At 61.8% G+C, this 25,105-nt stretch carries 15 protein-coding genes; 14 read left to right on the top strand and 1 reads right to left on the bottom strand.

What is annotated here, in order from left to right; genetic code table 11:
• The first annotated feature begins 48 nt into the window (after positions 1-48).
• The 9 genes from B5527_RS30515 (at position 49) to B5527_RS30475 (ending at position 18,779) form a co-directional block, all read left to right on the top strand.
• Entirely contained in the window at positions 49-2,424 is a 2,376-nt protein-coding gene (locus B5527_RS30515; RefSeq protein WP_079604819.1) for a xanthine dehydrogenase family protein molybdopterin-binding subunit, read from the top strand.
• A gap of 145 nt (positions 2,425-2,569) precedes the next feature.
• Positions 2,570-3,298 (top strand): helix-turn-helix transcriptional regulator, encoded by a 729-nt coding sequence (locus B5527_RS30510; protein WP_172842713.1) that lies wholly within the window; start codon positions 2,570-2,572, stop codon positions 3,296-3,298.
• A 326-nt stretch (positions 3,299-3,624) separates the two neighbouring features.
• Complete coding sequence (locus tag B5527_RS30505; protein ID WP_079604817.1) at positions 3,625-4,257, top strand: acyl-homoserine-lactone synthase; 633 nt, start codon at positions 3,625-3,627, stop codon at positions 4,255-4,257.
• Between the two features lie 52 nt (positions 4,258-4,309).
• Positions 4,310-4,519, top strand: coding sequence for an MbtH family protein (locus B5527_RS30500; RefSeq protein WP_079607631.1), 210 nt, complete (start codon positions 4,310-4,312; stop codon positions 4,517-4,519).
• A 53-nt stretch (positions 4,520-4,572) separates the two neighbouring features.
• Positions 4,573-12,075, top strand: a complete 7,503-nt coding sequence (locus B5527_RS30495; RefSeq protein ID WP_197689230.1) for a non-ribosomal peptide synthetase — start codon at positions 4,573-4,575, stop codon at positions 12,073-12,075.
• 42 nt (positions 12,076-12,117) lie between these two features.
• Positions 12,118-13,539, top strand: a complete 1,422-nt coding sequence (locus B5527_RS30490; RefSeq protein WP_079604816.1) for a glycosyltransferase — start codon at positions 12,118-12,120, stop codon at positions 13,537-13,539.
• 130 nt (positions 13,540-13,669) lie between these two features.
• Positions 13,670-14,923: an efflux RND transporter periplasmic adaptor subunit gene (locus B5527_RS30485; RefSeq protein ID WP_172842711.1), complete on the top strand. Its 1,254-nt coding sequence runs from the start codon at positions 13,670-13,672 to the stop codon at positions 14,921-14,923.
• A 1-nt stretch (position 14,924) separates the two neighbouring features.
• Positions 14,925-18,029 (top strand): efflux RND transporter permease subunit, encoded by a 3,105-nt coding sequence (locus B5527_RS30480; protein WP_079604814.1) that lies wholly within the window; start codon positions 14,925-14,927, stop codon positions 18,027-18,029.
• 42 nt (positions 18,030-18,071) lie between these two features.
• The gene (locus B5527_RS30475; protein WP_079604813.1) at positions 18,072-18,779 is read left to right on the top strand and encodes a 4'-phosphopantetheinyl transferase family protein; all 708 of its coding nucleotides are present in this window, start codon (positions 18,072-18,074) and stop codon (positions 18,777-18,779) included.
• A gap of 175 nt (positions 18,780-18,954) precedes the next feature.
• On the opposite strand, the gene B5527_RS30470 is transcribed toward B5527_RS30475, so the two are convergent.
• Positions 18,955-19,461 carry a MarR family winged helix-turn-helix transcriptional regulator gene (locus B5527_RS30470; protein WP_079604812.1) on the bottom strand — a complete coding sequence of 169 codons (507 nt, stop codon included), beginning with the start codon at positions 19,459-19,461 and terminating at the stop codon, positions 18,955-18,957.
• Between the two features lie 144 nt (positions 19,462-19,605).
• Here B5527_RS30470 and B5527_RS30465 point away from each other — a divergent pair, with 144 nt between their 5' ends.
• Genes B5527_RS30465 through B5527_RS30445 form a run of 5 tightly spaced genes read left to right on the top strand, consistent with a single transcriptional unit; the run spans position 19,606 to position 25,097 of the window.
• Positions 19,606-20,736: an amidohydrolase family protein gene (locus tag B5527_RS30465; RefSeq protein WP_079604811.1), complete on the top strand. Its 1,131-nt coding sequence runs from the start codon at positions 19,606-19,608 to the stop codon at positions 20,734-20,736.
• Positions 20,733-21,836, top strand: a complete 1,104-nt coding sequence (locus tag B5527_RS30460; RefSeq protein ID WP_079604810.1) for an amidohydrolase family protein — start codon at positions 20,733-20,735, stop codon at positions 21,834-21,836. The genes B5527_RS30465 and B5527_RS30460 overlap by 4 nt, the downstream gene beginning before the upstream one ends.
• Positions 21,836-22,249, top strand: a complete 414-nt coding sequence (locus tag B5527_RS30455) for a Rieske (2Fe-2S) protein (protein WP_079604809.1) — start codon at positions 21,836-21,838, stop codon at positions 22,247-22,249. Before B5527_RS30460 ends, B5527_RS30455 begins: the two co-directional genes overlap by 1 nt.
• 57 nt (positions 22,250-22,306) lie before the next feature.
• Complete coding sequence (locus tag B5527_RS30450) at positions 22,307-23,320, top strand: ABC transporter substrate-binding protein (RefSeq protein WP_245332325.1); 1,014 nt, start codon at positions 22,307-22,309, stop codon at positions 23,318-23,320.
• 13 nt (positions 23,321-23,333) lie between these two features.
• Complete coding sequence (locus tag B5527_RS30445) at positions 23,334-25,097, top strand: ABC transporter permease (RefSeq protein WP_079604808.1); 1,764 nt, start codon at positions 23,334-23,336, stop codon at positions 25,095-25,097.
• Positions 25,098-25,105 lie beyond the last annotated feature (8 nt).

Below are 25,105 nucleotides of genomic sequence, written 5' to 3'. Positions count from 1 at the left end.
AGGCTCCGCCGGAAATGCCCGAAATGCCGGCACTATTTGAGAAGTTCGATGCAGGATTATAGCTCTCCACGTCGCGAATCTCCAATTGCTGCCGCGCAAAACAATGGTGTCGGGCAGCCGGTCCGCCGCAAGGAAGATGACGCGCTGATGCGCGGCAAGGGCAGGTACACCGACGATTTCAATTTGCCCGGCCAGCTTTATGCATGGATGGTTCGCAGCAACCAGGCCCACGGCATCATCCGCGATATCGATACCGCGGCCGCCAGGGCGATGCCGGGCGTTCGGGGTGTCTGGACCGGCGCGGATTTCGCCGCGGATAATTCCGTTCCCTTTACGTGCGGCATGCCGCTGAAGAATCGCGATGGTTCGCCGCTGCTGCAAACCAATCGCCGGCCGCTGATGACCGACAAGGTTCGCTATGTTGGCGATCCTGTCGCGTTCGTCGTCGCGGACAGCGTCGCGCAGGCGCGCGACGCGGCTGAGGCCGTGGTGCTTGAGATCGAATCGTTGCCGGCCGTCACCGAACCCGACGCCGCCGCGAAGCCGGGTGCGCCACGCCTCTACGATCACATTCCCGACAATGTCGCGTTGGACTACCACTATGGTGACACCGCCGCGGTGGAAGCAGCGTTTGCGGCTGCCGCCCACGTGACAAAGCTCGATATTGAGAATACCCGCGTCGCCGTTGTCGCGATGGAGCCGCGTGCCGCGCTCGCTTCTTGGAACGAGTCGAGCCAGCGCTATACCATTCATGCTCCGACCCAAGGGGTGGCAGGCAATGGGGTTGCGCTGGCGCAGCTTCTGAATGTACCCCGCGATAAGGTTCGGCTGCTCACCGCCAATGTCGGCGGTTCGTTCGGCATGAAGAACATTCACTACCCGGAATATCTCTGTATCCTGCACGCCGCGAAGTCGCTCAATCGCCCGGTGAAGTGGACTGACGAGCGCTCCGGAAGCTTTCTTTCGGACAGTCAGGGCCGCGCTCAAAAGATCCACGCGGAACTGGCGCTGGACGGTAACGGCAGGTTTCTCGCGATCCGCGTCAGCGGCTACGGCAATCTCGGCGCCTACATTTCCAACGTGTCACCGAACCCGCTGTCGGCGAACATCGCAAAGAACATCGCCAGCGTTTATTGTACGCCACTGCTGACGGTGGACATCAAATGCGTGCTCACGAACACGACGCTGATGGGAGCCTATCGCGGCGCCGGTCGTCCCGAAGCCAATTATTTCATGGAGCGCCTGATCGATCGCGCCGCCGCTGAGTTGGGTATTGACCGGCTGGCGCTGCGCAAACGAAATTTTGTCAAGTCCTCCCAGATGCCGTACTCCGCAGCATCCGGAGTCACCTATGACAGCGGTGATTTTGGCGGCGTGCTCGGCACGGCGCTGGAATTGTCCGACTATTCCAATTTCGGCAAAAGGAAGAAGGAAAGCCGCAAGCGCGGCCAACTCCGTGGGATCGCCGTCGGTTCCTACCTTGAATCCACTGCACCTCCCCGAGGGGAACTTGGCGAAATCGTATTCGAGCCGGACGGCACGATAACGCTGGTCACGGGTACGCTGGATTATGGGCAGGGCCATGCGACGGCGTTTGCCCAGGTTCTCTCGACCCAACTCGGAGTTCCGTTCGACAAGATCAAGCTCGAACAGAATGACAGCGACATCGTGCACACTGGCGGCGGCACCGGAGGATCGCGTTCCATCACCGCCTCCGGCTTGGCCATCGTCGAAGCTGCCGCACTGGTGGTCGCCAAGGGTAAGCTGGCGGCGGCGCATCTGCTCGAAGCGGCGGAGACCGACATCGAATTCGCCGACGGCCGTTTCACGATCGCCGGAACCGATCGCGGCATCGACATCATGGAACTGTCGCGCCGCTTGCGCGAGGGTAAGTTGCCGGAGGGGGTGCCGACGTCGCTCAGCGTCGATCACCAAAGCAAGGAAGTTCCATCGACCTATCCAAACGGCTGCCATGTCGCGGAAGTCGAGATCGATCCCGATACCGGGGTGGTGCACGTCGTCCGTTACACGGGCGTCAATGATTTTGGAACCATAGTCAACCCGATGCTGGTCGCGGGTCAGTTGCACGGCGGCGTTGCCCAGGGTATCGGCCAGGCTCTGATGGAAAAGGTCAGCTATGACACGAGCGGCCAGCCGATCACCGGCTCGTTGATGGACTATGCGCTCCCGCGCGCCGCTGATATTCCGCTAATGGAGGTCGGCAGTTATCCGTCACCGGCAAAGTCCAACCCGTTGGGTACCAAGGGCTGCGGCGAAGCCGGATGCGCCGGTAGTCTTACCACGATCGTCAACGCGGTGATCGACGCACTCTCGGAATTCAACGTTGCGCAAATCGATATGCCACTTACTCCGGAGCGGGTGTGGCGCGTCATTCATGGCGCACGCAAGGCCAAGGCGGCCTGATATCTGAGCGCAACTGCATGCCACTTCAATGGTGTGCGATCATTGTGACGGCTGCGTCACAACAGAGACCAGAAGTGTTTCCACACGGCCCAAAATCGGTCATGAATCAGACCGAAAGTATTGCCGCGGGGCGAGGGCGTGCAAAATGGATAAAATATTTGAACAATTTGTTCAAAACCTCTCGATGCACGATAACGCGTGTGAAATTGAGCGTCTGTTGCGACGAACTTTGGATCAATACGGCTTTCCGTGTTTTGCCTATCTAAGCTTCGCGCCACGAGGCGATGATGACGATACACTGGCAATGACGACCTATCCGAGTTCCTGGGTGGAGCAGTACTGCGCAAAGCGGTATGACAGGATCGATCCAGTGATCTCGCGCTCGATCGCAACGACGCTTCCCTTCGCATGGTCGGCCGACCGATCCGATCCAAGGCTGACCAACAAGCAAAAGCGGCTTTTTGAAGAGGCCAGCGAGTTCGGGATTCAACATGGTTTCACCATTCCGATCCATGATCGCCAGGGAAAGGTCGCAACGCTCACGCTCGCCGACTGCGATTCCCGTTCGGCGTTCGATGCCCGAGCCGAGCGATACCGCCATCAGCTACATCTCATTGCGATCTACCTGCATGCGCAACTGCGCAATGTAACGCCGGCAGCCGTTTCACCGACTCGCCCATGTCTGACTCAGCGCGAGAGGTCCTGCCTGCAATGGGCAGCTCGCGGAAAGAGCGCTTTGGATACGGCGAAAATTATAAGCGTCAGCCGGCGAACAGTGGTCTTTCACACCGAGAACGCCAAGCGCAAGCTCGGAGTGGCAACCGTGCAGCAGGCGGTCGCCAAGGGATTGATGTACGACATCATCAGCATGTAGCCGATCGCCGATGCGATCGAAGGTCTGTGCGCATCATGGCGCTTCGGCCGGCCGAGCGTGAGCGCCCGCCAGAGTCTTGATCCAGCTTCGCTGAATCAGATACGTCGCTTACCTTTTGTTTGATGCGACATTTTTCCGGAACACCGGTTCCCGCCCTCGGGTCGAGCCCGAGGCATGCTCTTCGGGATTATGCGCTGGTCTGTCGCATCGCCGGTCCACGCACGGTGGAACATGTGACACGCGAGCAGCTTTGAATTGTTCTCTCATCCATGTGCGCAGGATACCTGTAAAGGTAGACAGCTCAAGCTAATGCTCGCCGTCGCGTAATGTCCCTAATGCACGTGATGAGGACGCAGATGATAAGAATTGTCACAAAAGACAACGCAGAACGTAACGTCAGAAATTTGTATCAAATGCATCGCCTGCGGAAGGCGGTCTTCAAGGATCGCCTCGGCTGGGACGTCACCGTAAGCGGCGAGCTCGAGTTCGACCAATACGACGCCTTGGGGCCGAGCTATCTGCTCTCGATCGACAGATACGGAACCCTCAACGGTTGCGTCCGCCTGCTGCCGACGACCGGCCCGAATATGCTTCGCGACATCTTTCCGTATTTTGTGACCAAGGCGGCCGTGCCTCGCGGCGAACGGGTGTGGGAAGCCAGCCGATTTGCCGTGAGCGGGAACGCCGCCACGGTTGAAACAGGACTGTCACAAACGACCTACGACCTGCTGATCGGCGTTCTGAAATTCGGCCTGTCAAACGGCATAGGCACGATCGCCTGTGTTGTCGACGTGCGAATGGAACGAATCCTGAGGCGCGCTGGCTGGCAACTCGAGCGCCTCGGTGCCGCGCACCGAATCGGCAACACCATCGCCTTGGCCGGACAGCTTGCCGTGTCCGCGCAAATCCTTCGACAGCTTGAAGCACGTGCCGGACTCGCGCACGCAGCCGCAGCCTGATCGCAATGCCACGACTGAACTCATTCCCCCAACCGAGATCGGAGCAAGACAGGTGAGCAACCCTTTCGACGATCAAGGCGGCGCCTTCGTCGTCCTGATCAATGACCGAGGTGAACACTCGCTCTGGCCTGCAGCCGCCGGAATTCCGGCCGGCTGGTCCACCGCCTTCGAGCAGAACCGCCGCCAGGCCTGCATCGAATACATCAATGAGAACTGGACGGACATGCGTCCGAGAACCGGCGCCGGCATCCAACCGGCATAGCCGCTGAGCCGGTAATCGATCATCCGCCAAAGATATACAGAATTGGGGAAGCCGTGGACGCGATCAACGACTCTTCACAGCTGCTGCCGCTGACCGCCGCGCAGGCGGGCATGTGGTTCGCGCAGAAATTCAGCTCGCCGGATTCGATATTCAATCTTGCCGAGTCCATAGAAATTCACGGACCGATTGATCCTGTGCTGTTCGAGCTGGCCTTGCGGCAAGCCGGAAGCGAGGCGGAAACCGTGCGGGTACGGTTCATCGAGCAGAGCGATGGACCTCGACAGCTGATTTCCCCCGTATTGATTACGACCTTTCCGTTCATCGATGTCAGCTCCGAGCCAGATCCGCGGGCGACGGCAGAAAGCTGGATGATGGCGGAGTTGACCAGACCGGTCGACCTGCTGACAGGGCCGCTTTGGGTCTGCGCCTTGTTCAAGGCCGCGCCGGACCGCTATTTCTGGTACCATCGCAGTCATCACATCGTCATGGACGGCTTTACCGGCGGCCTGTTCGCCCGACGCGTCGCCGGCATATACAGTGCGTTAGTCGAGGGACGCTCTCCCGAAGAGGCCACGTTCGGTCCATTGGCGCGCCTGCTTGAAGAAGAGACCAGATATCGAAGCTCCGAACGATTTGCGCGCGACCGCCAATATTGGTTGAAGCATTTTGCTGATCGGCCGGCCGCGCTCAGTCTCGCCGACCAGCGACGGCAAAATGCCGGTGGCCTGCTCCGCCATACGACCCATCTTTCCGCCGAAAGCGTGAAGGCGCTGCGCGCGACAGCGCAGGTCAGTGGCGCAAGTCTGCCTCAGATCATGATCGCCGCGGTCGCAGCTTATCTCTATCGCATGACAGGGGCTGAAGATCTGGTCATTGGTCTGCCGGTGGCGGCCCGACCCAAGGGGGGCCTGCGCAGCGTTCCCGGCATGGTTGCGAACGCCGTGCCGCTGCGTTTGGCCATGAGTCCCGGCATGAACGCGACGTCGCTCATTCGCGAGGTTGGACGGCAAGTCCGCGAGGCGATTCGGCATCAGTCCTACAGGTACGAGGATCTCAGGCGGGACCTCAACCTGCTTCCCACCAATCAGCATCTCTTTACGACCGTCATCAATATCGAGCCGTTCGACTACGATCTCCGCTTTGCCGGCCATCCCGCGACGACGCACAACTTGTCGAATGGCTCGGCCGACGACCTTGCCATGTTCGTCTACGACCGCGGCGATGGAAAAGGCCTGCGGATTGATTTCGATGCCAATCCAGCGCTCTACAGCGCGAAGGATCTCGCCGATCATCAGCAACGTCTTGTGAGGCTTGTTGAGGCGATTGTACGCGATCCTGATCGGCCGATTGGCGGCATGGACATTCTCGATCCGGCGGAGCGGGGCAGGGTGCTGGTGGAGTGGAATGACACCGCGCGCGCGGTGCCACCGACGACCTTGCCGGTGCTGGTAGAGGCTCAGGTCGCGCAGCGCGGTGACGCCACCGCGCTGGTGAGCGAGGACGCCACGCTGACCTACGCCGCACTCAACGCCCGCGCCAACCGGCTCGCGCATCTGCTGATCGCGCAAGGCGCCGGCCCCGAGCAGATCGTCGCCCTTGCCCTGCCGCGCTCGGCCGAGCAGATCGTCGGCCTGCTCGCCATCGTCAAGAGCGGCGCCGCCTATCTGCCGCTCGACCCCGATTATCCCGCCGACCGTCTCGCCTTCATGCTCGCCGACGCCAGGCCGGTGTGCCTCGTCACCAGCGATGCCATCGCCCAGCGCCTGCCGGAGAACGCCCCGCGCCTTGTGCTGGATGATCCCGACACCGCCGGCATCCTCGCCCGCCAGCCCGACACCAACCCGGGCGACCACGACCGCACCGCGCCGCTCACCCCGCTCAACGCCGCCTACGTCATCTACACTTCCGGCTCCACCGGAACCCCCAAAGCCGTCGTCGTCTCGCAAGGCGGGCTCCTCAATCACATGCTGTGGATGATGAGGGAATACCCGCTGAGCGCAGAGGATCAGGTGCTGTCTCGGACGTCGGTCAGCTTTGATGCCGCGGGTTGGGAGATATGGCTGCCACTGCTTTCAGGTTCTGTGCTGGACGTTGCGCCAGCGCATGTCGCTCGCGATCCGCAGCAGTTGATCGACTATATCAAGCGTCAGGGCATTACCGTTGCTCAGTTCGTGCCATCGCTGCTTGCAGCAACATCCGAACTCATCAGTCCGGCCGACACGCATTGCCTCACGCGCGTCTTCGCCGGCGGGGAGGCGCTGACTTCGAATCTCGCAACAGAAGTGACGTCGGCCTGGAATGTCCGACTGGTCAATCTCTACGGTCCGACCGAGACAACGATTCAGGTGACGTCGTGGTCTTGGCACCACGACGGGGATGGTCAATTCGTGCCGATTGGGCGTCCGATCTGGAACACGCGGGTCTATGTCCTGGACGATGGCTTGCAGCCGGTGCCGGTCGGAGTGGCGGGCGAACTCTATATCGCCGGCAGCGGTCTGGCGCGCGGCTACCTCAACCGTCCGGGCCTGACCGCCGAACGCTTCGTCGCCGATCCGTTCGGACCGCCGGGCAGCCGCATGTACCGCACCGGCGATCGTGCGCGCTGGCGGCCCGAGGGCACGCTGCATTTTCTCGGCCGTGCCGACCATCAGGTCAAGATCCGCGGCTTCCGCATCGAGCCCGGCGAGATCGAGGCCACGCTCGGTCAGCATGACGGCGTTGCCCAGGCTGCGGTGGTCGCCCGCGAAGACCGTCCCGGCGACAAGCGCCTCGTCGGCTATGTCGTCCCCGCCGCCGGTCATGCGCCGGACGCCACGATGCTGCGCCAGCATCTCGCGCGCACCCTGCCGGACTACATGGTCCCCGCCGCGTTCGTCGTGCTCGACGCGCTGCCGCTCACCCCCAGCGGCAAGCTCGATCGCAACGCCCTGCCGGCTCCCGACCAGCAACCCGGCACCGAATACACCCCACCGCGGACAACGACCGAGAAGGTGCTGGCCGGCCTCTGGGCCGAGACGTTCGGGCTTGAGCGCGTAGGCATCCACGACAACTTCTTCGACCTCGGCGGTCACTCGCTGCTCGTCACGCATCTGATCTCGAAAATCCGTGCTGCTTTCGATGTCGAGTTGCCGCTTGGTACGCTGTTCGAAGTTTCCACCATCGCCGGGTTGGCCGAACGGCTCGATCAGGCCCAGGCGGCGGCACGGCCGGCGCTTCGGCCAGGGCCGCGTCCAGAGGTAATCCCGCTCTCCTTCGCGCAACGTCGGTTATGGTTCCTCAACCATCTCGAAGGACAAAGCCCGCGCTATAATCTCACGCTCGCGCTCCGCATTCGCGGGACCCTCGACCAGACTGCCCTCGAATCAGCACTCGCCGATTTGGTCGAGCGGCATGAGAGTCTGCGCACCGTCTTTCCGGAAACGGCGGGCATACCGCGCCAGTTGATCCTTGATACGGAAATCGCCCGGCCCATCCTCGCGGTGGCGGCCATCACCGAGGCCGAGCTTCCGCAGGCGCTCACCGCGGCCGCGAGCCGCGGCTTCGATCTCGCCGTCGAACCGCCGCTCCGCGTCGACCTCTTCGTCCTCAAGCCGCACGAGCAGGTTCTGTTGCTGCTCGTTCACCATATCGCCGGCGACGGAGCATCGCTCGGGCCGCTGGGTCGTGATCTCGCTGCCGCGTATGCCGCGCGTAGTGAAGGCAGCGCGCCTGTCTTCGCGCGGCTGCCCCTGCAATATGCCGACTATGCGCTTTGGCAGCACGCGCTGCTGGGTAATGAAGATGATCCGGAAAGTCCGATAGCGCGTCAGCTGGCGTACTGGAAGGCGGCGCTGCATGGCCTGCCGGAGCAACTGGAACTGCCGGTTGATCGTCCTCGGCCAGCTGTTTCCAGCCATCATGGCGATACTGTCGCCTTCGAGATCGCGCCTGAACTGCACCAGCGCCTGCTGATGCTGGCGCGCGAGCAGCAGGCCAGCCTCTTCATGGTGCTCCAGGCCGGCCTCGCCGCACTGCTTACGCGGCTCGGCGTGGGCACGGACATCCCGATCGGCAGCCCGATCGCGGGGCGAACCGATCACACGCTCGACGAGCTGATCGGATTTTTCGTGAACACCGTGGTGCTGCGCACCGACACCGCCGGCAATCCCAGCTTCCGCGAACTGCTGGATCGCGTACGCGCCACGGATCTCGACGCCTACGCAAATCAGGATTTGCCGTTCGAGCGCATCGTCGAGGCTATCAACCCGGCACGGTCTCTGAGCCGTCACCCGCTGTTCCAGGTGATGCTGGCGTTCCAGAGCGCGGGCGCGCTCAGCCTCGATATGCCCGGCCTCTCCGTTGCCGCGCAACCGATGAGCAGCGGCGTGGCCAAATTCGACCTCGCGCTGATCTTGACGGAGAGTCGCGTTACGCAGGGCATGTCGGGTGGGATCGAAGGCACAATCGAATACAGCACGGATCTGTTCGAGCGGAAAACCGTCGAAGCCATCGCCGCGCGTCTGGTGCGCCTGTTCGAATCCGCAATCGCCGATCCTGATCTGCCGATTGGCGGCATAGACATTCTCGACCCGGCGGAGCGGGGCAGGGTGCTGGTGGAGTGGAATGACACCGCGCGCGCGGTGCCACCGACGACCTTGCCGGCGCTGATCGAGGCTCAGGTCGCGCAGCGCGGTGACGCCACCGCGCTGGTGGGTGAGGACGCCACGCTGACCTACGCCGCGCTCAACGCCCGCGCCAACCGGCTCGCGCATCTGCTGATCGCGCAAGGCGCCGGCCCCGAGCAGATCGTCGCCCTTGCCCTGCCGCGCTCGGTCGAGCAGATCGTCGGCCTGCTCGCCATCGTCAAGAGCGGCGCCGCCTATCTGCCGCTCGACCCCGATTATCCCGCTGACCGTCTCGCCTTCATGCTCGCCGACGCCAGGCCGGTGTGCCTCGTCACCAGCGATGCCATCGCCCAGCGCCTGCCGGAGAACGCCCCGCGCCTTGTGTTGGATGATCCCGACACCGCCGGCATCCTCGCCCGCCAGCCCGACACCAACCCGGGCGACCACGACCGCACCGCGCCGCTCACCCCGCTCAACGCCGCCTACGTCATCTACACTTCCGGCTCCACCGGAACCCCCAAAGCCGTCGTCGTCTCGCATATCGGCATGACGAGCCTCGCCGGAGCCCAGATCGAGCGGCTCGGCATCACTGCCGACTCGCGCGTCCTGCAATTCTCCTCGTCCAGTTTCGACGCTTCGATCATGGAACTGCTGATGGCGTTCCCTGCTGGGGCGGCGCTGGTCGTCCCGCAGGCCGGCCTCATCGCCGGCGAGATCCTTGCCGATACGCTGACCCGGTACGCCGTCAGCCATGCGCTTATTCCCCCAGCGGTTCTCGCGGGCATGCCGACCGAGGGGCTCGAGCAATTCGGCACTCTGATCGTCGGCGGCGATGCCTGTCCGCCCGATCTGGTCGCGCGCTGGTCGGAAGGGCGGCGGATGGTCAACGCGTATGGACCAACCGAAACGACGATTTGCGCCACCATGAGCATGCCGCTCTCCGGCGCGGCGGAGCCGCCGATTGGGCGTCCGATCTGGAATACGCGGGTCTATGTCCTGGACGATGGCTTGCAGCCGGTGCCGGTCGGAGTGGCGGGCGAACTCTATATCGCCGGCAGCGGTCTGGCGCGCGGCTACCTCAACCGTCCGGGCCTGACCGCCGAACGCTTCGTCGCCGATCCGTTCGGACCGCCGGGCAGCCGCATGTACCGCACCGGCGATCGTGCGCGCTGGCGGCCCGAGGGCACACTGCATTTTCTCGGCCGTGCCGACCACCAGGTCAAGATCCGCGGCTTCCGCATCGAGCCCGGCGAGATCGAGGCCACGCTCGGTCAGCATGACGGCGTTGCCCAGGCTGCGGTGGTCGCCCGCGAAGACCGTCCCGGCGACAAGCGCCTCGTCGGCTATGTCGTCCCCGCCGCCGGTCATGCGCCGGACGCCGCGATGCTGCGCCAGCATCTCGCGCGCACCCTGCCGGACTACATGGTCCCCGCCGCGTTCGTCGTGCTCGACGCGCTGCCGCTCACCCCCAGCGGCAAGCTCGATCGCAACGCCCTGCCGGCTCCCGACCAGCAACCCGGCACCGAATACACCCCACCGCGGACAGCAAAGGAGGAGAAGCTCTGCGCGCTATTCGCCGATACGCTCGGACTCGCGCGCGTGGGTATCGATGACAACTTCTTCGACCTCGGCGGCCATTCGCTGCTCGCGATCCGCCTCGGCCGTCGCATCCGCAACGAGATCCGGTCGGACTTCCCGATCACGGCGGTTTATACGACGCCTGTCGTCAGGGACCTTGCGGCGATGCTCGACCTCGATGGACCTTCGGACGGCGCCCCGGACCTGTCCCGCGACATCTTCCTGCCGTCACACATCAAGCTGACCGGCGCGCGCGCGCCGAACAAGCCCAAGCGCATTTTCCTGACCGGAGCCACCGGCTTCGTCGGCAGTCATCTTCTCTCCACGCTGCTCCAGGAGACCGACGCGCATATCTTCTGCCACGTTCGTGCCGCGGACCGGCGATCCGCCGAGACCCGCTTGCGGCAGGCGCTCGACAAGCGAAAGCTTTCGGCGTGCTGGGACGAGCGCCGTATCGAGGTTTTGATCGGAAATCTCGGACATCCGGCACTCGGACTCGATGAGAAGGGAACCCGCATTGTGCGTGACGAGTGCGACGCGATCTATCATTGCGGCGCGAACGTGGAATTCCTTCATCATTATGCCGCGCTAAAGCCCGCCAATGTGGACAGCGTCCTCACGCTGCTCGATTGGACCGCGAATGGACGACCAAAGAGACTGCACTATGTTTCCACCCTTGCGGTGATCGACAAGTTCCAGTCCGGCCCGGTGTCCGAACAGACCGACCTCACCTCGTGGCAGGGGCTCGCGGGCGGGTATAGCCAAAGCAAGTGGGTGGGCGACACGCTCGCCCGCCGCGCACAGGCTCGCGGCCTGCCGGTGTCGATCTATCGGCTGAGCAGCGTCACTGGCGATCGCATCAGTGGAATCTGCAACGAGACGGATCTGATCTGGCGACTTGTCCGGCTCTATGTCGAACTGGGGGTGATTCCCGACCTGGATCTTCTGCTGAACATGACGCCTGCCGATGACGTCGCGCGGGCGATCGTCCGGCTCGCGGGCCGCGAAGCGTCCAGAGATAGCGTCTATCACCTCATGAACAGCGAGCCGCTACATGTGCAGGAGGTCCCGCGGGTCTTTCATCGACTCGGCCTGCGGCTCGAGCTCGTGTCGCTCGATCGATGGATGGACATTGCGCGACGGCGGCTTGAGGAAACGCAGGACGACGATCTCGCAGCTGTCCTGTCGATTTTGTCAAAAGAGGACACGTCGCGATCGCATCCCGAGATCGCATCGGACTTCACGCAGCAACAATTGGCTGCGGTGGGCGCGCCGATCGGTCCCGTCAGCCCCGTTCTTCTCGAACGTTATTTTGCCAGCTTGCGGCTCCCGGAAGTTGTGCCCGACGCTCGGGTGCCGGCCACCGCGAAATAAGCAGCGAGTCATCTGACAGGTCAAGGATAGGGAGAGCACATCATGGCACGGTTTCTCATTGCCGCTACCGCGGTACCCGGTCACGTCTTCCCCTTATTGGCAGTTTCCCAACACCTCGTTGGTCGCGGTCACGAGGTCGTCGTGTATAGCGGGAGACTATTCCGGGAGCGAGCGGAGGCCACCGGCGCGCAATTTGTCGCGTTCCGCCCGGAAATCGACATCGACTATCGGCAACTCGACGAACGCTTTCCCGAGCGCCGCAAGATCACGTCTGGCCCCGGCCAGTTGTGCTTCGGATTGAAGCACGTCTTTGCCGATGCAATACCGCATCAGAGCGCCGGGATACGCGACATCCGCCGCGATTTTCCAGTGGATGCGATTATAACCGATACGATGTTCTGCGGGACCTTTCCGCTCTTGCTCGGACCACCGGAGAAAAGAGTCCCGATCGTTGCGCTCGGGATCACGGCGCTTGCCCTGTCGAGCGCGGACACCGCGTTCTTCGGAACGGCGCTTGCGCCAACATGGGCGGCGGCGGATCGCGCGCGCAATGCCGCAATGACCAGCCATCTGCAACAAACGATCTTCGGCTCCGCGCAGCGATACTTCAACGACGTCCTCGCGAAGCACGGCTCGCGCCCCCTGCCGGCATTTCTTTTCGACGCCATGATTACGCTGCCTGATCTGTATTTGCAGCTCACGGCCAAGGAATTCGAATATCCGCGCAGCAAAATGCCCGACAGCATCCGCTTTGTCGGACCGTTGCTGCCGCCGCCGTCCAGCGACTTTTGCCCGCCGCGGTGGTGGGACGATCTCGACAAAGCCGGTCCGATCGTGCTCGTCACCCAGGGCACCCTCGCAAACGACGACCTTGGGCGACTGGTCGGACCTACTCTGACGGCGCTGGCGAACGAGGATCTGACGGTGATCGCAAGCACCGGCGGCCCACCGGTCGAATCGATCCCCGCGGCGTTGCCGCGCAATGCCAAGGTGACGACATTTTTGCCGTTCGATCGCCTGCTTCCGAAAGTGAGTGTCATGGTGACCAATGGCGGCTATGGCGCCGTCAACCACGCGCTCAGTCTCGGTGTGCCGTTGGTCGTTGCCGGGGATAGTGAGGAAAAACCGGAAATAGCGGCGCGGGTCGCGTGGGCGGGCGCTGGCATCAATCTCGGCACCGGCCGGCCGACGGCCTCGCAGATTCGCGAGGCGGTCCGCGCCGTACTCACCAAGCCCCAATATCGACAGCGCGCGCTGGCGCTGCGCGCCGCATTCGTTCGCCACAACGCGCGTGACGAGATTGCGGAACTGGTCGAAGGCCTAGCGGCCGACGGCACGGCGGCGAGTTCTCACGAAAGTATACGCCGTGGGCTCGGCTCTGTCGGCGCTCCGAGGGAGGGTACAAGCCGCCAAGCCGTCGGCATGGACACCGCTCTGATACGTGAGATGTCGAGGACGATTTGATCCGTCCCGATGCTTCAATGGTCTCCATCGTGCTTGATGCGGAAAGCCTGCGATCGTTGATGATGACGCCGGCTGTCATGTTCGGATGCCATGCCGCCCGGCTGGGGCGGATCCAAAGGAAGGCGATGGGGTGAAAAAGACGTCGTTGAGGTCTGCTGGCATCGCCCTCCTAGTACTCGTCGTCACAGTCTGCGTTTATATCTTCGCCGTGATCGGCGTGGAGCGTCCGCATATCGAGGCGGTTGCAGCGCCACTCCCGGACCCAAGGCGGGAAACGAACCCGGCCGGGGACGCCGCACCGATGGCCACGACGCTCGCCCGAGCCGAACGGCATTCAATAACCGAGACGCTTACGGTCACCGGATCCCTTGTGGCCCGAGAGGAGACTGTCGTCGGCGCGGAGGTCGACGGGCTACGCATTATCGAGATCCTCGCCGATGTCGGCGATCGTGTCGAGCAAGGCCAGGTGCTCGCCCGGCTCGACGGCGCTATGCTCCGGACTCAGCTCGCGCAAAACACTTCGATGATCGCGATAGCCCAGGCGTCGATCGCGCAGATGGAGGCGTCGATCGCGGAGACACAGGCTAACGAAGCAGAAGCGGCGGACGCGCTGAAACGCGCGCAAACATTGGTCGCCTCCGGCACGACCTCCCCGGTGCAACTCCTGGCGCGTCAGACCGAGGCCAAGGTCGCCACCTCGAAAGCCACCGCTGCGGAGGAGAATTTGCGCATGGCCAAAGCTGAAGAAGCGTTTGCGGAGGCGCAACGGAGCGAGATCAATCTGAAAATCGCACGAACCGAACTCAAGGCGCCGACCGCCGGGACTATCTCGCATCGCGCTGCCCGCCTGGGCGCAGTAGCCACCACGGCGGGCGAGCCTCTGTTCCGGCTGGTCCGCAACACTGAAATCGAATTCGACGCCGAGGTTCCGGAAACGGCGCTCCCGCAGATCGTGCCAGGCCAAGACGTCGAGGTCTGGCTGCCCGGCGTCAGCGAGGCCATCGACGGCTGTGTGCGGCTGGTCGATCCGACCGTAGACAAAACTAGCCGGCTCGGCCGGGTCGCGGTCGCGCTTCCGCACCATCCGGCGCTGAAGGCCGGCACTTTTGCCCGCGGTAACATTACACTTGGCAGGCGACTAGCCGTCACCGTGCCGTTGTCGGCCGTCCTCTTCGGCAAGGATGGTCCCTATGTCCAGGTTGCGACGAACAATGTCGTCGAAATCCGCAACGTCGAAACCGGCCTCAAACGCGGCGCCCGTGTCGAAATCCTGAACGGACTGATTGAAGGCCAGGAGGTCGTCGCTCGTGCCGCAGCCTTCACCAGGCCAGGCGAACGGATCATGCCCGTCCGCAATGACGCGAGAGCCGCGGAAGGAGGTTGATATGGCCCTCAACATCTCTGCCTGGTCGATTCGCAAGCCCATTCCACCGTTGGTGCTCTTTGTCGTCCTGATCGTGCTCGGCGCGGTCAGCCTGAAGACCCTGCCGATCACGCAGATGCCCAACATCGACATTCCCATCGTCACCATCACCGTCGCTCAGACGGGTGCTGCGCCGAGCGAGTTGGAAACGCAGGTCACGAAAAACGTCGAGAACGCGGCGGCCGGGGTCGTTGGGGTCAAGCACATAACGTCGAGCATCTCTGATGGGGTGTCCATCACGACGGTCGAGTTTCAGTTGGAGACGCCGGCCGATCGTGCGGTGAATGACGTCCGCAACGCGATGGCGAACATCCGGTCGGAGCTGCCGCAGAGTATCGAAGAACCGTCGATACAGCGGGTCGACGTCGAAGGGATGGCCATCGTCACCTATGCGGTGTCGATTCCCTCGAGGACGGCCGAGCAGGTGTCCTGGTTCGTCGATGACGTCATCGCGGGAGCGCTGGAGGGCGTTCGCGGCGTCGCGCAGGTCAAGCGCGCGGGTGGCGTCGACCGTGAAATCCGGGTGTCGCTCCTGCCCGACCGGCTGATGGCGCTCGGAATCACCGCGCCGGACGTGAATGAACAGCTGCGAGCCACGAATGTCGATCTCACAGGCGGGCGCGGCGAAGTGGGCTCGCGAGAGCAAACCATACGGATGCTCGCGGGCGCCGAGACGGTCGAGGAACTAGCCAATCGCACGATCGTACTGCCGGGCGCTCGAAAGACCAAGTTGAATGAGATTGCCACGGTCACCGATGGCGCGGCGGAAGCACGCAGCTTCGCCAGCCTCGACGGGCAACCGGTCGTCACCTTTGGTATCTACCGTGCAAAAGGCTTCTCCGATGTGGCTGTCGCGGAGGCCGTTTCCAAGAAGTTGCAGGAACTCGCCAAGGCGCATCCCGAATTGTCGATTTCCGAGATCGACAGCACGGTGCGCTATACCAAGACCGATTATCGCGCCACCATGCAGACGTTGACCGAAGGCGCAATCCTCGCGGTCGTCGTTGTGCTGATTTTTTTGCGCGATTTCCGAGCGACGGCGATTTCCGTGCTCGCGATACCGCTGTCAATTCTTCCTACCTTCTGGGCGATGGACATCCTCGGGTTTTCGCTGAACGCCGTCAGTCTGCTTGCGATCACGCTCGTCACCGGCATCCTGGTCGATGATGCCATTGTGGAGATCGAGAACATCGTCCGGCACATTCGTATGGGCAAATCGGCCTATCGGGCCTCACTCGAGGCCGCGGACGAGATCGGGCTCGCGGTAGTCGCGACGACCATGACCATCGTCGCCATGTTCATGCCGGTCAGCTTCATGGGCGGCATCGCTGGCCAATATTTCAAGCAATTCGGTCTCACGGTCGCCATCGCAGTCACATTCTCTCTGCTGGTCGCGAGACTCATAACGCCGCTGCTCGCGGCATATTTCCTGCGCGACCGTCAGCGCCGCGTCGAAGGCCACGGCATCATCATGGGGCGCTATCTGCGCCTGCTCGAGTGGTCGCTTCGCAACCGATTCGTCACGCTCGCGCTCGGGGCGCTGATCTTCGTGGGATCGATCATGATCGCAGGGTCTTTGCCGTATGGCTTCCTGCCGACCAATGATCTGTCGCGTTCGGTTCTCCTGTTCGAGCTGCCACCGGGCTCGACGATCGCGGATACCGCGGCGACCGCGGACCGCATTACTGCGCTGCTCAAGGAGCGGCCCGAAGTCAGGAACGTCTATGCGGTCGGCGGCGCCGCCGGTACCAACGGGCTGAGCGTCACTGCCGGTGAAGTACGCAAGGCCACTATCGTCATAGACCTCGTCGCCCGCAGCGAACGGTCGCACGACCAGAAGGCATTCGAGCGCGACATGCGCGCTGTGCTCGGCGCGATCCCGGATATCCGCTACAGCTTCGGCAACGGCGGCGGCGGACGCGAATTCACGCTGATCCTTTCCGGGCCCCCTGGCGCCGCGCTCGAGCAAGCGGCGCTCGCGCTGGAGCGGGAGGCCCGGCAGCAGGTGTCCGTTCTCGCGAATGTGGTCTCGACCGCGGCACTCGACCGGCCGGAGATTCGCATCGAGCCGAGGCTTGAGGAGGCTGCCGATCTCGGGATCTCAGGGGCGCAGATTGCCGAAGCGGCACGGATTGCGACGATCGGCGATGTATCTGCGCATCTGGCGAAGTTCTCGGCCATCGATCGCCAAGTGCCAATCCGCGTGCAACTCGACGAGCGGGCGCGGGACGATTTATCGACTCTCGACATGCTGCGCATCAAGGCTAAGAACGGCACAACGGTACCATTGGCGACGGTCGCCGATACCGGTTTCGGCGAGGGACCGACGACCATAGAACGCTACGATCGCAGGCGTCGCGTGGCGATCGAGGCCGACCTTGTCGGAAGCACCCCGCTCGGCGAGGCGATCGAGCAGGTGATGGCGCTGCCCTCGGCACGAAACCTGCCCGCTGGTGTGACGATCACAAGGTTCGGCGATTCAGAAATCATGGAAGAAGTCTTTTCGAGCTTCTCGCGCGCGATCGCTGCAGGCGTGCTGATGGTGCTCGCCGTTCTCGTTCTTCTGTTCGCCGACGCGATGCAGCCGATCACCATCATCTTCTCCATGCCGCTTTCGATCGGCGGAGCGTTCCTTGCGCTGCTTCTGACCGGCAATGCAATCAACCTTTCGGTGATTATCGGCTTTCTCATGCTGATGGGAATCGTGACCAAGAACGCGATCCTGCTCGTGGACTTCGCAATCGCGGAAATGGCGAGCGGTGTCAGCCGCACGCAGGCATTGATCGAAGCCGGCCGCAAGCGCGTTCAACCCGTGATCATGACCACAGCGGCCATGACTGCAGGCATGGTTCCTTCGGCATTGGGAATCGGCGAAGGCGGTGCGTTCCGTTCCCCCATGGCGATCGCGTTGATTGGCGGGCTGCTCGCCTCGACCTTTCTCAGCCTTGTCTTCGTGCCGGCAGCCTTTACGATCATGGACGACGTCGGCCGCATCTGGAGCAGCAAGCTTTCGCGCCTTATCGGACTGAAGAGGCGAAATGAGCTGGACGGCAATGAGCCGGCCTGATCACGTGACCCTCGGCACCGCATTCATCATCGCTGACCCGTCATGAACCGGCGGATAGCCTGCGAGGCTCGAGCGGCGCCGCCAAGCCGACATCGGCTTTCGCAGCGCGTTTTCTATCGTTCGCTCGACTACACCGATGCTGCCTTCGCGCTTCCGCTGAATGCCGAAACGCGATCGCGTTTGCCACAAGCTCTCCGGCACGCAACTCAGAATCGCCAGCGAGAATTTCTCGCCGGTCGATGGTGTGCGAAGCAAGCGCTTCAGTGTCTGGGCGCCGGTTCAACTCACGTAGCCATGGCCGAGGACCGCGCGCCGATCTGGCCCGACGGTGTGGTCGGCTCAATCACTCATACTGGCGACTTTGCCGCTGCCGCGGTGGCATGGGCGGCTGACGTCGCCGCGCTTGGCATCGATTCGGAACAGATCATCGATCCTGCGATGACGGCCGACATCGCCGACATCTGTATGGTCGATGAGGCGACTCTGTTCAAAGCGGCCCATGGTCGCAGCTTTTGCGAATTCTGCACATTGGTGTTTTCCGCAAAGGAGTCTGTCTTCAAGTGTCTCTTTCCGCTGACGCGGAAATTTCTCGAATTTTCCGATGTGCGAATAACATCGATCGACTGGCATCGAAAGTATTTCACGTGGACGAGCGTCGGCGAATATATCGGAACGGGACGACTGTCCGACGCTGGCGGCTTTGTGCATACCTCGGTCGAAATGTCGTCGCTCACTACGACAGCCGGGTAGCAACACCTTGAAAGCCCCTGCCAGACGGGCGATGACGAAGACCCGCTTATGGCGCAAAGCGGTCATTCATGTGCAGACCAGCGGATCATTTGCGACTGATAACTCCAAACGCATCTGAGGCTCGCCAGGCTTTGGAAAGACGCTCCCTCCGCTCTGGGGTCGACAGGTCGCTTGACTAATAGTCCCAGTCCGGGCCCGCCAAGGCACGCGCCAGCTGACGAAGAAGTACGTTCAGGTGTTCTTTGTCGGCGGGAGTAAAGTATTTGAACAGCAGCGCCTCGCGTTCGAGCGAAACCCGCAATAGCTTTTCGGAGAGCTCACGTCCCTCGACTGTCAACTTCGCGATCGCGGCGCGACCCCGCGTCCTCGTCTGCTCGACAAAAACGAGATTTCGTTCTTCAAGCAAAGCGAGACTTCGACTGACAGCCGCCTTGTCGAGGTCCGCCGCCTCGGACAATTCGCCCACATTGAGGAATTCGGTATCCTTGAGCACGATCAGCAGGCGCCACTCTACCATGCTCAGATTCCACGCCGTGCGGTAATAAGCGGTGGCGCCTCGATTGAGCCGGGTGCCGACACTGGATAACAGGACTGCGATGTGTTCCTCGCCGAGTATTCCGCCGATCCGCGGTGTTCTCGGGGACACATCGTTGATCCCAGAGGGCTTGGTGGTGGCGGGCATTCAAAATGTCTCCTCGCAAGCTTCGGAACCCTCACCAGGTCGATTTCTGGCCCCTCAAGTCAAATAGCTTGACATGTCATTTATTGATCCGTCAACATAAGTCCAATCTGGCCAAAGCGCCAAACCCACAACGCAGAAAAGTCCATGGCAGGAGACCGTCCAGCGAACGATGCCGACCGTCCGGCCAACTATTCCGGCGCGATTGACTGTGATCTGCATCCAGCATTGCCCGGGATGAGTGTGCTGTTGCCGTATCTCGACGATTACTGGCGCGAAATGTGCTCGATTCGCGCGCTCGATCGTCTCAATCTAAGCCTTACGAGCTATCCCCAAAACGCGCCGCTGTCGTGCCGCCCGGACTGGAAGCTCGACCGCGACCAAAAGCCGGGATCGTCGCTGGAGGCGATGCAAGCGCATGTGCTGGATCGTTACCAGCCGCGGTTTGGCATTCTCAACTGCCTGTACGGTGCCCAGGTCATGCACAGCGAAGACATGGCCGCCGTACTCTGCCGCGCCACCAACGATTGGATCCGTGATCATTGGCTCAGCCGGGATCCTCGCCTGCGCGCGTCGATCGTGATCACGACACATAATACCGAGCTTGCGGTTGCCGAAATCGAACGACGCGCCGACGACATGCGCTTCGTGCAGGTGTTGATGCTGGTGTCCGGCGAGGTCACGCTCGGACGCCGGCAGCTCTGGCCAATCTATCGCCTGGCGGAACAGCTGGGCCTACCGATCGGCGTTCACGCCGGCAGCGCGTATCGCTATGCGCCGACCGCTGCGGGATGGCCATCTTATTATGTCGAGGACTACGTGTCGCAGTCCGCCGCGTTCGAAAATCAATTGCAGAGCATGATCTCCGAAGGCGTGTTCGCCAAGTTCCCCGGACTCAAGGTAGTCGCCATCGAGTCGGGACTGACCTGGTTGAGCGGCTTTATCTGGCGCGCGGACAAGACCTGGAAGGGCGTTCGGGCCGAGGTTCCCTGGGTGACGCGCGCACCGTCGGAAATCGTGCGTGATCATGTGCGCTTCACGGTTCAGCCGGTCGATGCGCCGGATGAGGCGGAAGCGATCCTGCGGCTGATCGAGCACCTTAATTCCGATGAGCTGTTTCTGTTCTCGACGGACTATCCGCATTGGCAGTTCGACGGCGATCGCGTGTTGCCGGACGGACTATCCGGTGCGTTGTTCGACAAAATCACCAGCAAAAATGCGCTCGCGACTTACCCGCGGTTGGCGAAGGCCGACCGTACGATGGAGATCAGCGTATGAGCATCATCGAGCTTGAGCGAGGCAGTGCCGCCGAATCAAAATTGCGGGTGATCGATTGCGACATTCATCCCGCGATGACGTCGTGGACCGAAGTTCACCCTTATCTGGCCAGGCAATGGATCGAGCATCTCTCGATCTATGGCAGCCATTTGCGCCATGCCTTTTCCGAGGCGCTGACCCATCCGCGGATGTCGCCGGACGCGGCGCGGGTGGATGCCTATCCCGACGAAGGTGGTCCTCCTGGTTCCAGCCTGGAGTTGATGCGGACGCAGCATCTCGATGCCAACGGCATCGAAATCGGAATGCTGATTCCCTTGCGGTGGAATCCCGGCAGCCAACGAAATCTGGATTTCGGCGTGGCGCTGACCCAGGCCATGAACAGTTGGCAGGTCGAGCGGTGGGTCAAGAACGAACCGCGGTTGCGTGCTTCCATTCTCGTTGCGCAAGAAGACACTCCTGCTTCGGTCGCGGAAATCGATACGCGGGCAAGCGATCCAAGTTTCACGCAGATCCTGGTTTTGCCGCGGACCGATGAGCCGCTTGGCCGGCGCCGCTACTGGCCGATTTTCGAGGCGGCCGTGCGTAACGACTTGCCGATCGCGGTCCATGTCGGCGGCACCAACGGGCATCCGTCCACCGGCGGCGGATGGCCGTCTTATTATATGGAAGAGCACCATGCGGTGGCGCAGACCATGCAAGCGGTTCTGACAAGTCTGGTGTTCGAGGGTGTGTTCGAGCGGTTCCCGAAGCTTCGCGTTGTGATTATGGAAGGCGGCCTTGGCTGGATTCCATCGTTGACGGCGCGAATGGACAAGCACTGGTCGCGGCTGCGCAGCGAAGTTCCCTATCTGAAGCGGCGGCCTTCCGAATATATCCGTGAGCAGGTCTGGTTCACCACCCAGCCGATGGAAGAGCCAGGCCGTGCCGCCCATTTGATCGATCTGTTCGATCGAATCGGCTGGGATCGTCTGCTGTTTTCGACCGATTATCCGCATTGGGATTTCGACGATCCGAGATACGCCTTCAAGGCGCCTCTCAGCGAGACGCAGCGCGACCAGCTTCTCTATCGAAACGCACAGGCGTTTTATGGATTCCGCTGATGGCTCGGCACATCGTGGCAACCATCGATGACATTCCACCCGGCAAGCGAAAACTGGTGAACGTGAAAGGCCGGGAGATCGGAATCTTCAACGTCAACGGTGAGTATTTTGCAGTCGGTAACCGCTGCCCGCACGAAGGCGCATCCTTGTGCAAGGGCCGCATGGTCGGTCTGGTGGAATCCAGCGAGCCGGGGTCTTACCAGTTCAGCCGCCGCGGCGAATTGTTGCGCTGTCCATGGCATGGATGGGAATTCGATCTAAGAACGGGAAAATCATGGTGCGAACCGGATCGCACCAAAGTTCGCAGCTTCGAGCTGAAAGTGGAATCCGGCGGGGCGTTGGTCGAAGGCGAGTTGCAAGCAGAAACCTTCCCGGTTTCGATCGAGAAGCAGTACGTGGTGATCGAAGTCTGAGATCTGATCGAGCGCTCGATCGGCATAACAATAAAAAGAGGCGAGGACGCAATCTTGGTGCTGAATTTGAAAAGACTTGCCGTAGTCGCCTTGTTGGCCGGTGCCGCCGTTCCCGCGTCGGGGCAAGATGCATCCTGGGACGCGGTTGTCGCTGCGGCCAAACAGGAGGGCAAGGTCGTCGTCTACAATATGGCGCTGGGCGCGCCTTACTTCCAGGCGGTTATCAAGTCATTCGCGACGACTTACGGGATCCCCGTCGAGAGCCTCGATTTGCGCGCCAGCGAACTGGTCGAGCGCATCCGGACCGAACAATCGGCCGGACGCTATCTCGGTGACGCCGAAATGGTCACCACGACTATGATCGAAGAGCAGCTCAAGAATGGCGACTTCATTCAGAAGCTGCCGCCGATCCCCAATGCCGCCAACCTTCGTCCGCCGTTCAAGACCACCGACTTCAGCGTGCCCGCCTATGTTCAGCCGATGGGCATCCTGATCAACACCAGGCTCGTCAGGGGTGACGACGTTCCGACCAGTTGGAACGACCTGAACGCGCCGAAATGGAAGGGCAAGCTGCTGTCGGATGACATGCGTCCGCTCGGCAGTGGCAACACCCTGTTCGCGATTCTGCAAAAGAGCATGGGTGCTGATTTCAACGAAAAGTTGGCCGAGCAAAAGCCTGTGTTTAGCCGCGACATGCGCAATGATGCCCGCCGCGTCGCGCGGGGCGAATACCCGATTTATATTTCGCAAGTTTTCGCCTTTGCCTCCGATCTCAAGGGCCTGCCGGTCAAGGTCGTGGTGCCGAAGGAGGGGGCGCCTTACGCGCAGATGGATATGGCGATGCTGAAGGGCGCACCGCATCCGAATGCCGCGCGGCTCTTCATGCAACATTTCCTGAGTGTCGATTCGCAGGCACTTTACGCCAATGCCTGGATGCTTCCGGTCGTGCAGGGCGCGGCCGAACGCGCCGATCCGGACGCCCAGCCCTATGCCAACGCCAAACTGATCGGCCCGGCCAAACTTTCCGAGCGCGCGGACATGATGGCGCTGGCCAAGAAGCTCTATCCGTGAGGCGGCTCGCTCGATGACTCTTTCGGCCGACGATCGCGTATCGGGTATCGTGACGACGCCGTCACCGAGCAGTTCCGGCGCTTGGCGATGGCTGCGCGCGACGCCGGCTGGCCGCATCGTTGGCCTGACGCTGCTGGCCCTTTTGCTGGCGTTCCTGACGGTCTACCCGCTGTCGATGCTGCTCTATGGCAGTCTGCATTCGACGCCTCCTGGCGTCGTCGGCGTGTTCAATCTCGACGGCTATCGGGACATCGTTTCGCAGCAGAGTCTGCTTATCCTTCTCAATACCATCGGCATATCGCTGGCTAAGACCATCCCGTCGGTAATCATCGCGGTATTGCTTGCCTGGATTCTCGCGAGGACGGATACCCCGTTTCGCGGAACGCTCGAAGTGCTGGTGACGCTGCCGTTCTTTATCCCGCCGATCCTCACCGCGATGGCTTGGGGCATGTTGGGCAATCCGCAGGTTGGGCTTCTCAACCAGGTCTACCAGTGGATCACGGGATCCATGGGTTCGCCAATCAACGTCTATTCCTACGGCGGCGTGATCTGGCACATGATGCAATACTCCGTGCCGTTCCTGTTTTTGCTGATCGTCGATGCGTTTCGCGCGATGGATCCAAGCCTCGAGGAAGCGGCCCGGATGTGCGGGGCGACGCGCCTGCGGACATTCTGCACCGTCACATTGAAGCTGATGCTGCCGGCGCTCACCGGTGCCGCGATCCTCAGTTTCATCCGCGGCATCGAGAATTTCGAATCGCCTCTGTTCTTCGGCTCGCCGGCCGGCATTCACGTCATCACGACTGATATTTACGATTCCATCAACCAGCGCTCGCCGCCGCAATATCAATATGCGACCGCGATCAGCTTCGTGATCATGGCGCTGATGTTCCTCATCATCCTTTTGCAATGGGGCGTGTTGCGCGGGCGCAGCTTCCAGACGGTAACCGGCAAGGGCTATTCGCCGGCGGTGATGAAGCTCGGCAGATGGCGCTGGGTAACCTTCGCGTTTTGCGCACTGTTCTTCTTTATCACAGTCGTTCTGCCGGTAGGTCAACTGCTGATCGGATCCTTTTTCAAGTTCTTCGGCTTCTACCAATGGGACATGCTGACGCTCGAACATTATCAGGAGGTGGCCGGCAGCAGTGAGTTCTGGCGCGGCTTCGGCAACACGATGCTTCTGGGTTTCGTCGGAGCGACGCTGACGATGGGGCTCGGCGGTATCGTTGCGTACATCTCGGTCAGGACCAAGTGGCGCGGACGCAGCCTGATCGATGCGATGGCATGGTTGCCCTGGATGATGCCGGGCATCGTTCTCGGAGTTGGTTTCCTGTGGGGCTTCGCGATGCTGCCGCATGCCATCCCGATCTACGGGACGATCTGGGCGCTTCTGCTTGCCTATATTTCACTGGGCACCCCGCTCTCGGTTCGGGTGATGTCGAGCGCGTATGCTCAATTGTCGTTCGATCTCGAAGAGTGCTCGCGCGTGCATGGTGCGAGCTGGCTGCAGACGATGCAGCGCATCATGATCGCGCTGGTCTGGCCTTCTTTTGCAGTAGGCTGGGTGCTCGTGTTCTTTGGGATCATGCGCGAACTCAGCGCTTCCGTGCTGCTTTACTCCGTCGGTTCTGAGGTTCTGTCGGTGGTGCTTCTGAAACTCTGGGCCAATGGCAGCGCCGAGCAGGTGAGCGTGATCGGGCTCATTATGATGGTTATGGTGATTGGTTTTAGATGGGTGCAACTGCGCGTGATCAGGAAATGGGTCGGCGCGCTGTAATTGGATAG

The organism is Bradyrhizobium erythrophlei (assembly GCF_900129425.1).
In the GTDB taxonomy this organism is placed as follows: domain Bacteria; phylum Pseudomonadota; class Alphaproteobacteria; order Rhizobiales; family Xanthobacteraceae; genus Bradyrhizobium; species Bradyrhizobium erythrophlei_C.
The sequence above is the reverse complement of the archived record's forward strand: the minus strand, read 5'-3'. Positions and strand labels throughout refer to the sequence as shown.

What these genes read in the sequence shown, in the direction of transcription:
- B5527_RS30465 (WP_079604811.1), top strand. Translation starts at nt 19,606, where the DNA reads ATGGCAGGAGACCGTCCAGCGAACGATGCCGACCGTCCGGCCAACTAT.
- B5527_RS30515 (WP_079604819.1), top strand. Translation starts at nt 49, where the DNA reads ATGCAGGATTATAGCTCTCCACGTCGCGAATCTCCAATTGCTGCCGCG.
- B5527_RS30445 (WP_079604808.1), top strand. Translation starts at nt 23,334, where the DNA reads ATGACTCTTTCGGCCGACGATCGCGTATCGGGTATCGTGACGACGCCG.
- B5527_RS30455 (WP_079604809.1), top strand. Translation starts at nt 21,836, where the DNA reads ATGGCTCGGCACATCGTGGCAACCATCGATGACATTCCACCCGGCAAG.
- B5527_RS30470 (WP_079604812.1), bottom strand. Translation starts at nt 19,461, where the DNA reads ATGCCCGCCACCACCAAGCCCTCTGGGATCAACGATGTGTCCCCGAGA.
- B5527_RS30490 (WP_079604816.1), top strand. Translation starts at nt 12,118, where the DNA reads ATGGCACGGTTTCTCATTGCCGCTACCGCGGTACCCGGTCACGTCTTC.
- B5527_RS30460 (WP_079604810.1), top strand. Translation starts at nt 20,733, where the DNA reads ATGAGCATCATCGAGCTTGAGCGAGGCAGTGCCGCCGAATCAAAATTG.
- B5527_RS30475 (WP_079604813.1), top strand. Translation starts at nt 18,072, where the DNA reads ATGAACCGGCGGATAGCCTGCGAGGCTCGAGCGGCGCCGCCAAGCCGA.
- B5527_RS30480 (WP_079604814.1), top strand. Translation starts at nt 14,925, where the DNA reads ATGGCCCTCAACATCTCTGCCTGGTCGATTCGCAAGCCCATTCCACCG.
- B5527_RS30505 (WP_079604817.1), top strand. Translation starts at nt 3,625, where the DNA reads ATGTCCCTAATGCACGTGATGAGGACGCAGATGATAAGAATTGTCACA.
- B5527_RS30510 (WP_172842713.1), top strand. Translation starts at nt 2,570, where the DNA reads ATGGATAAAATATTTGAACAATTTGTTCAAAACCTCTCGATGCACGAT.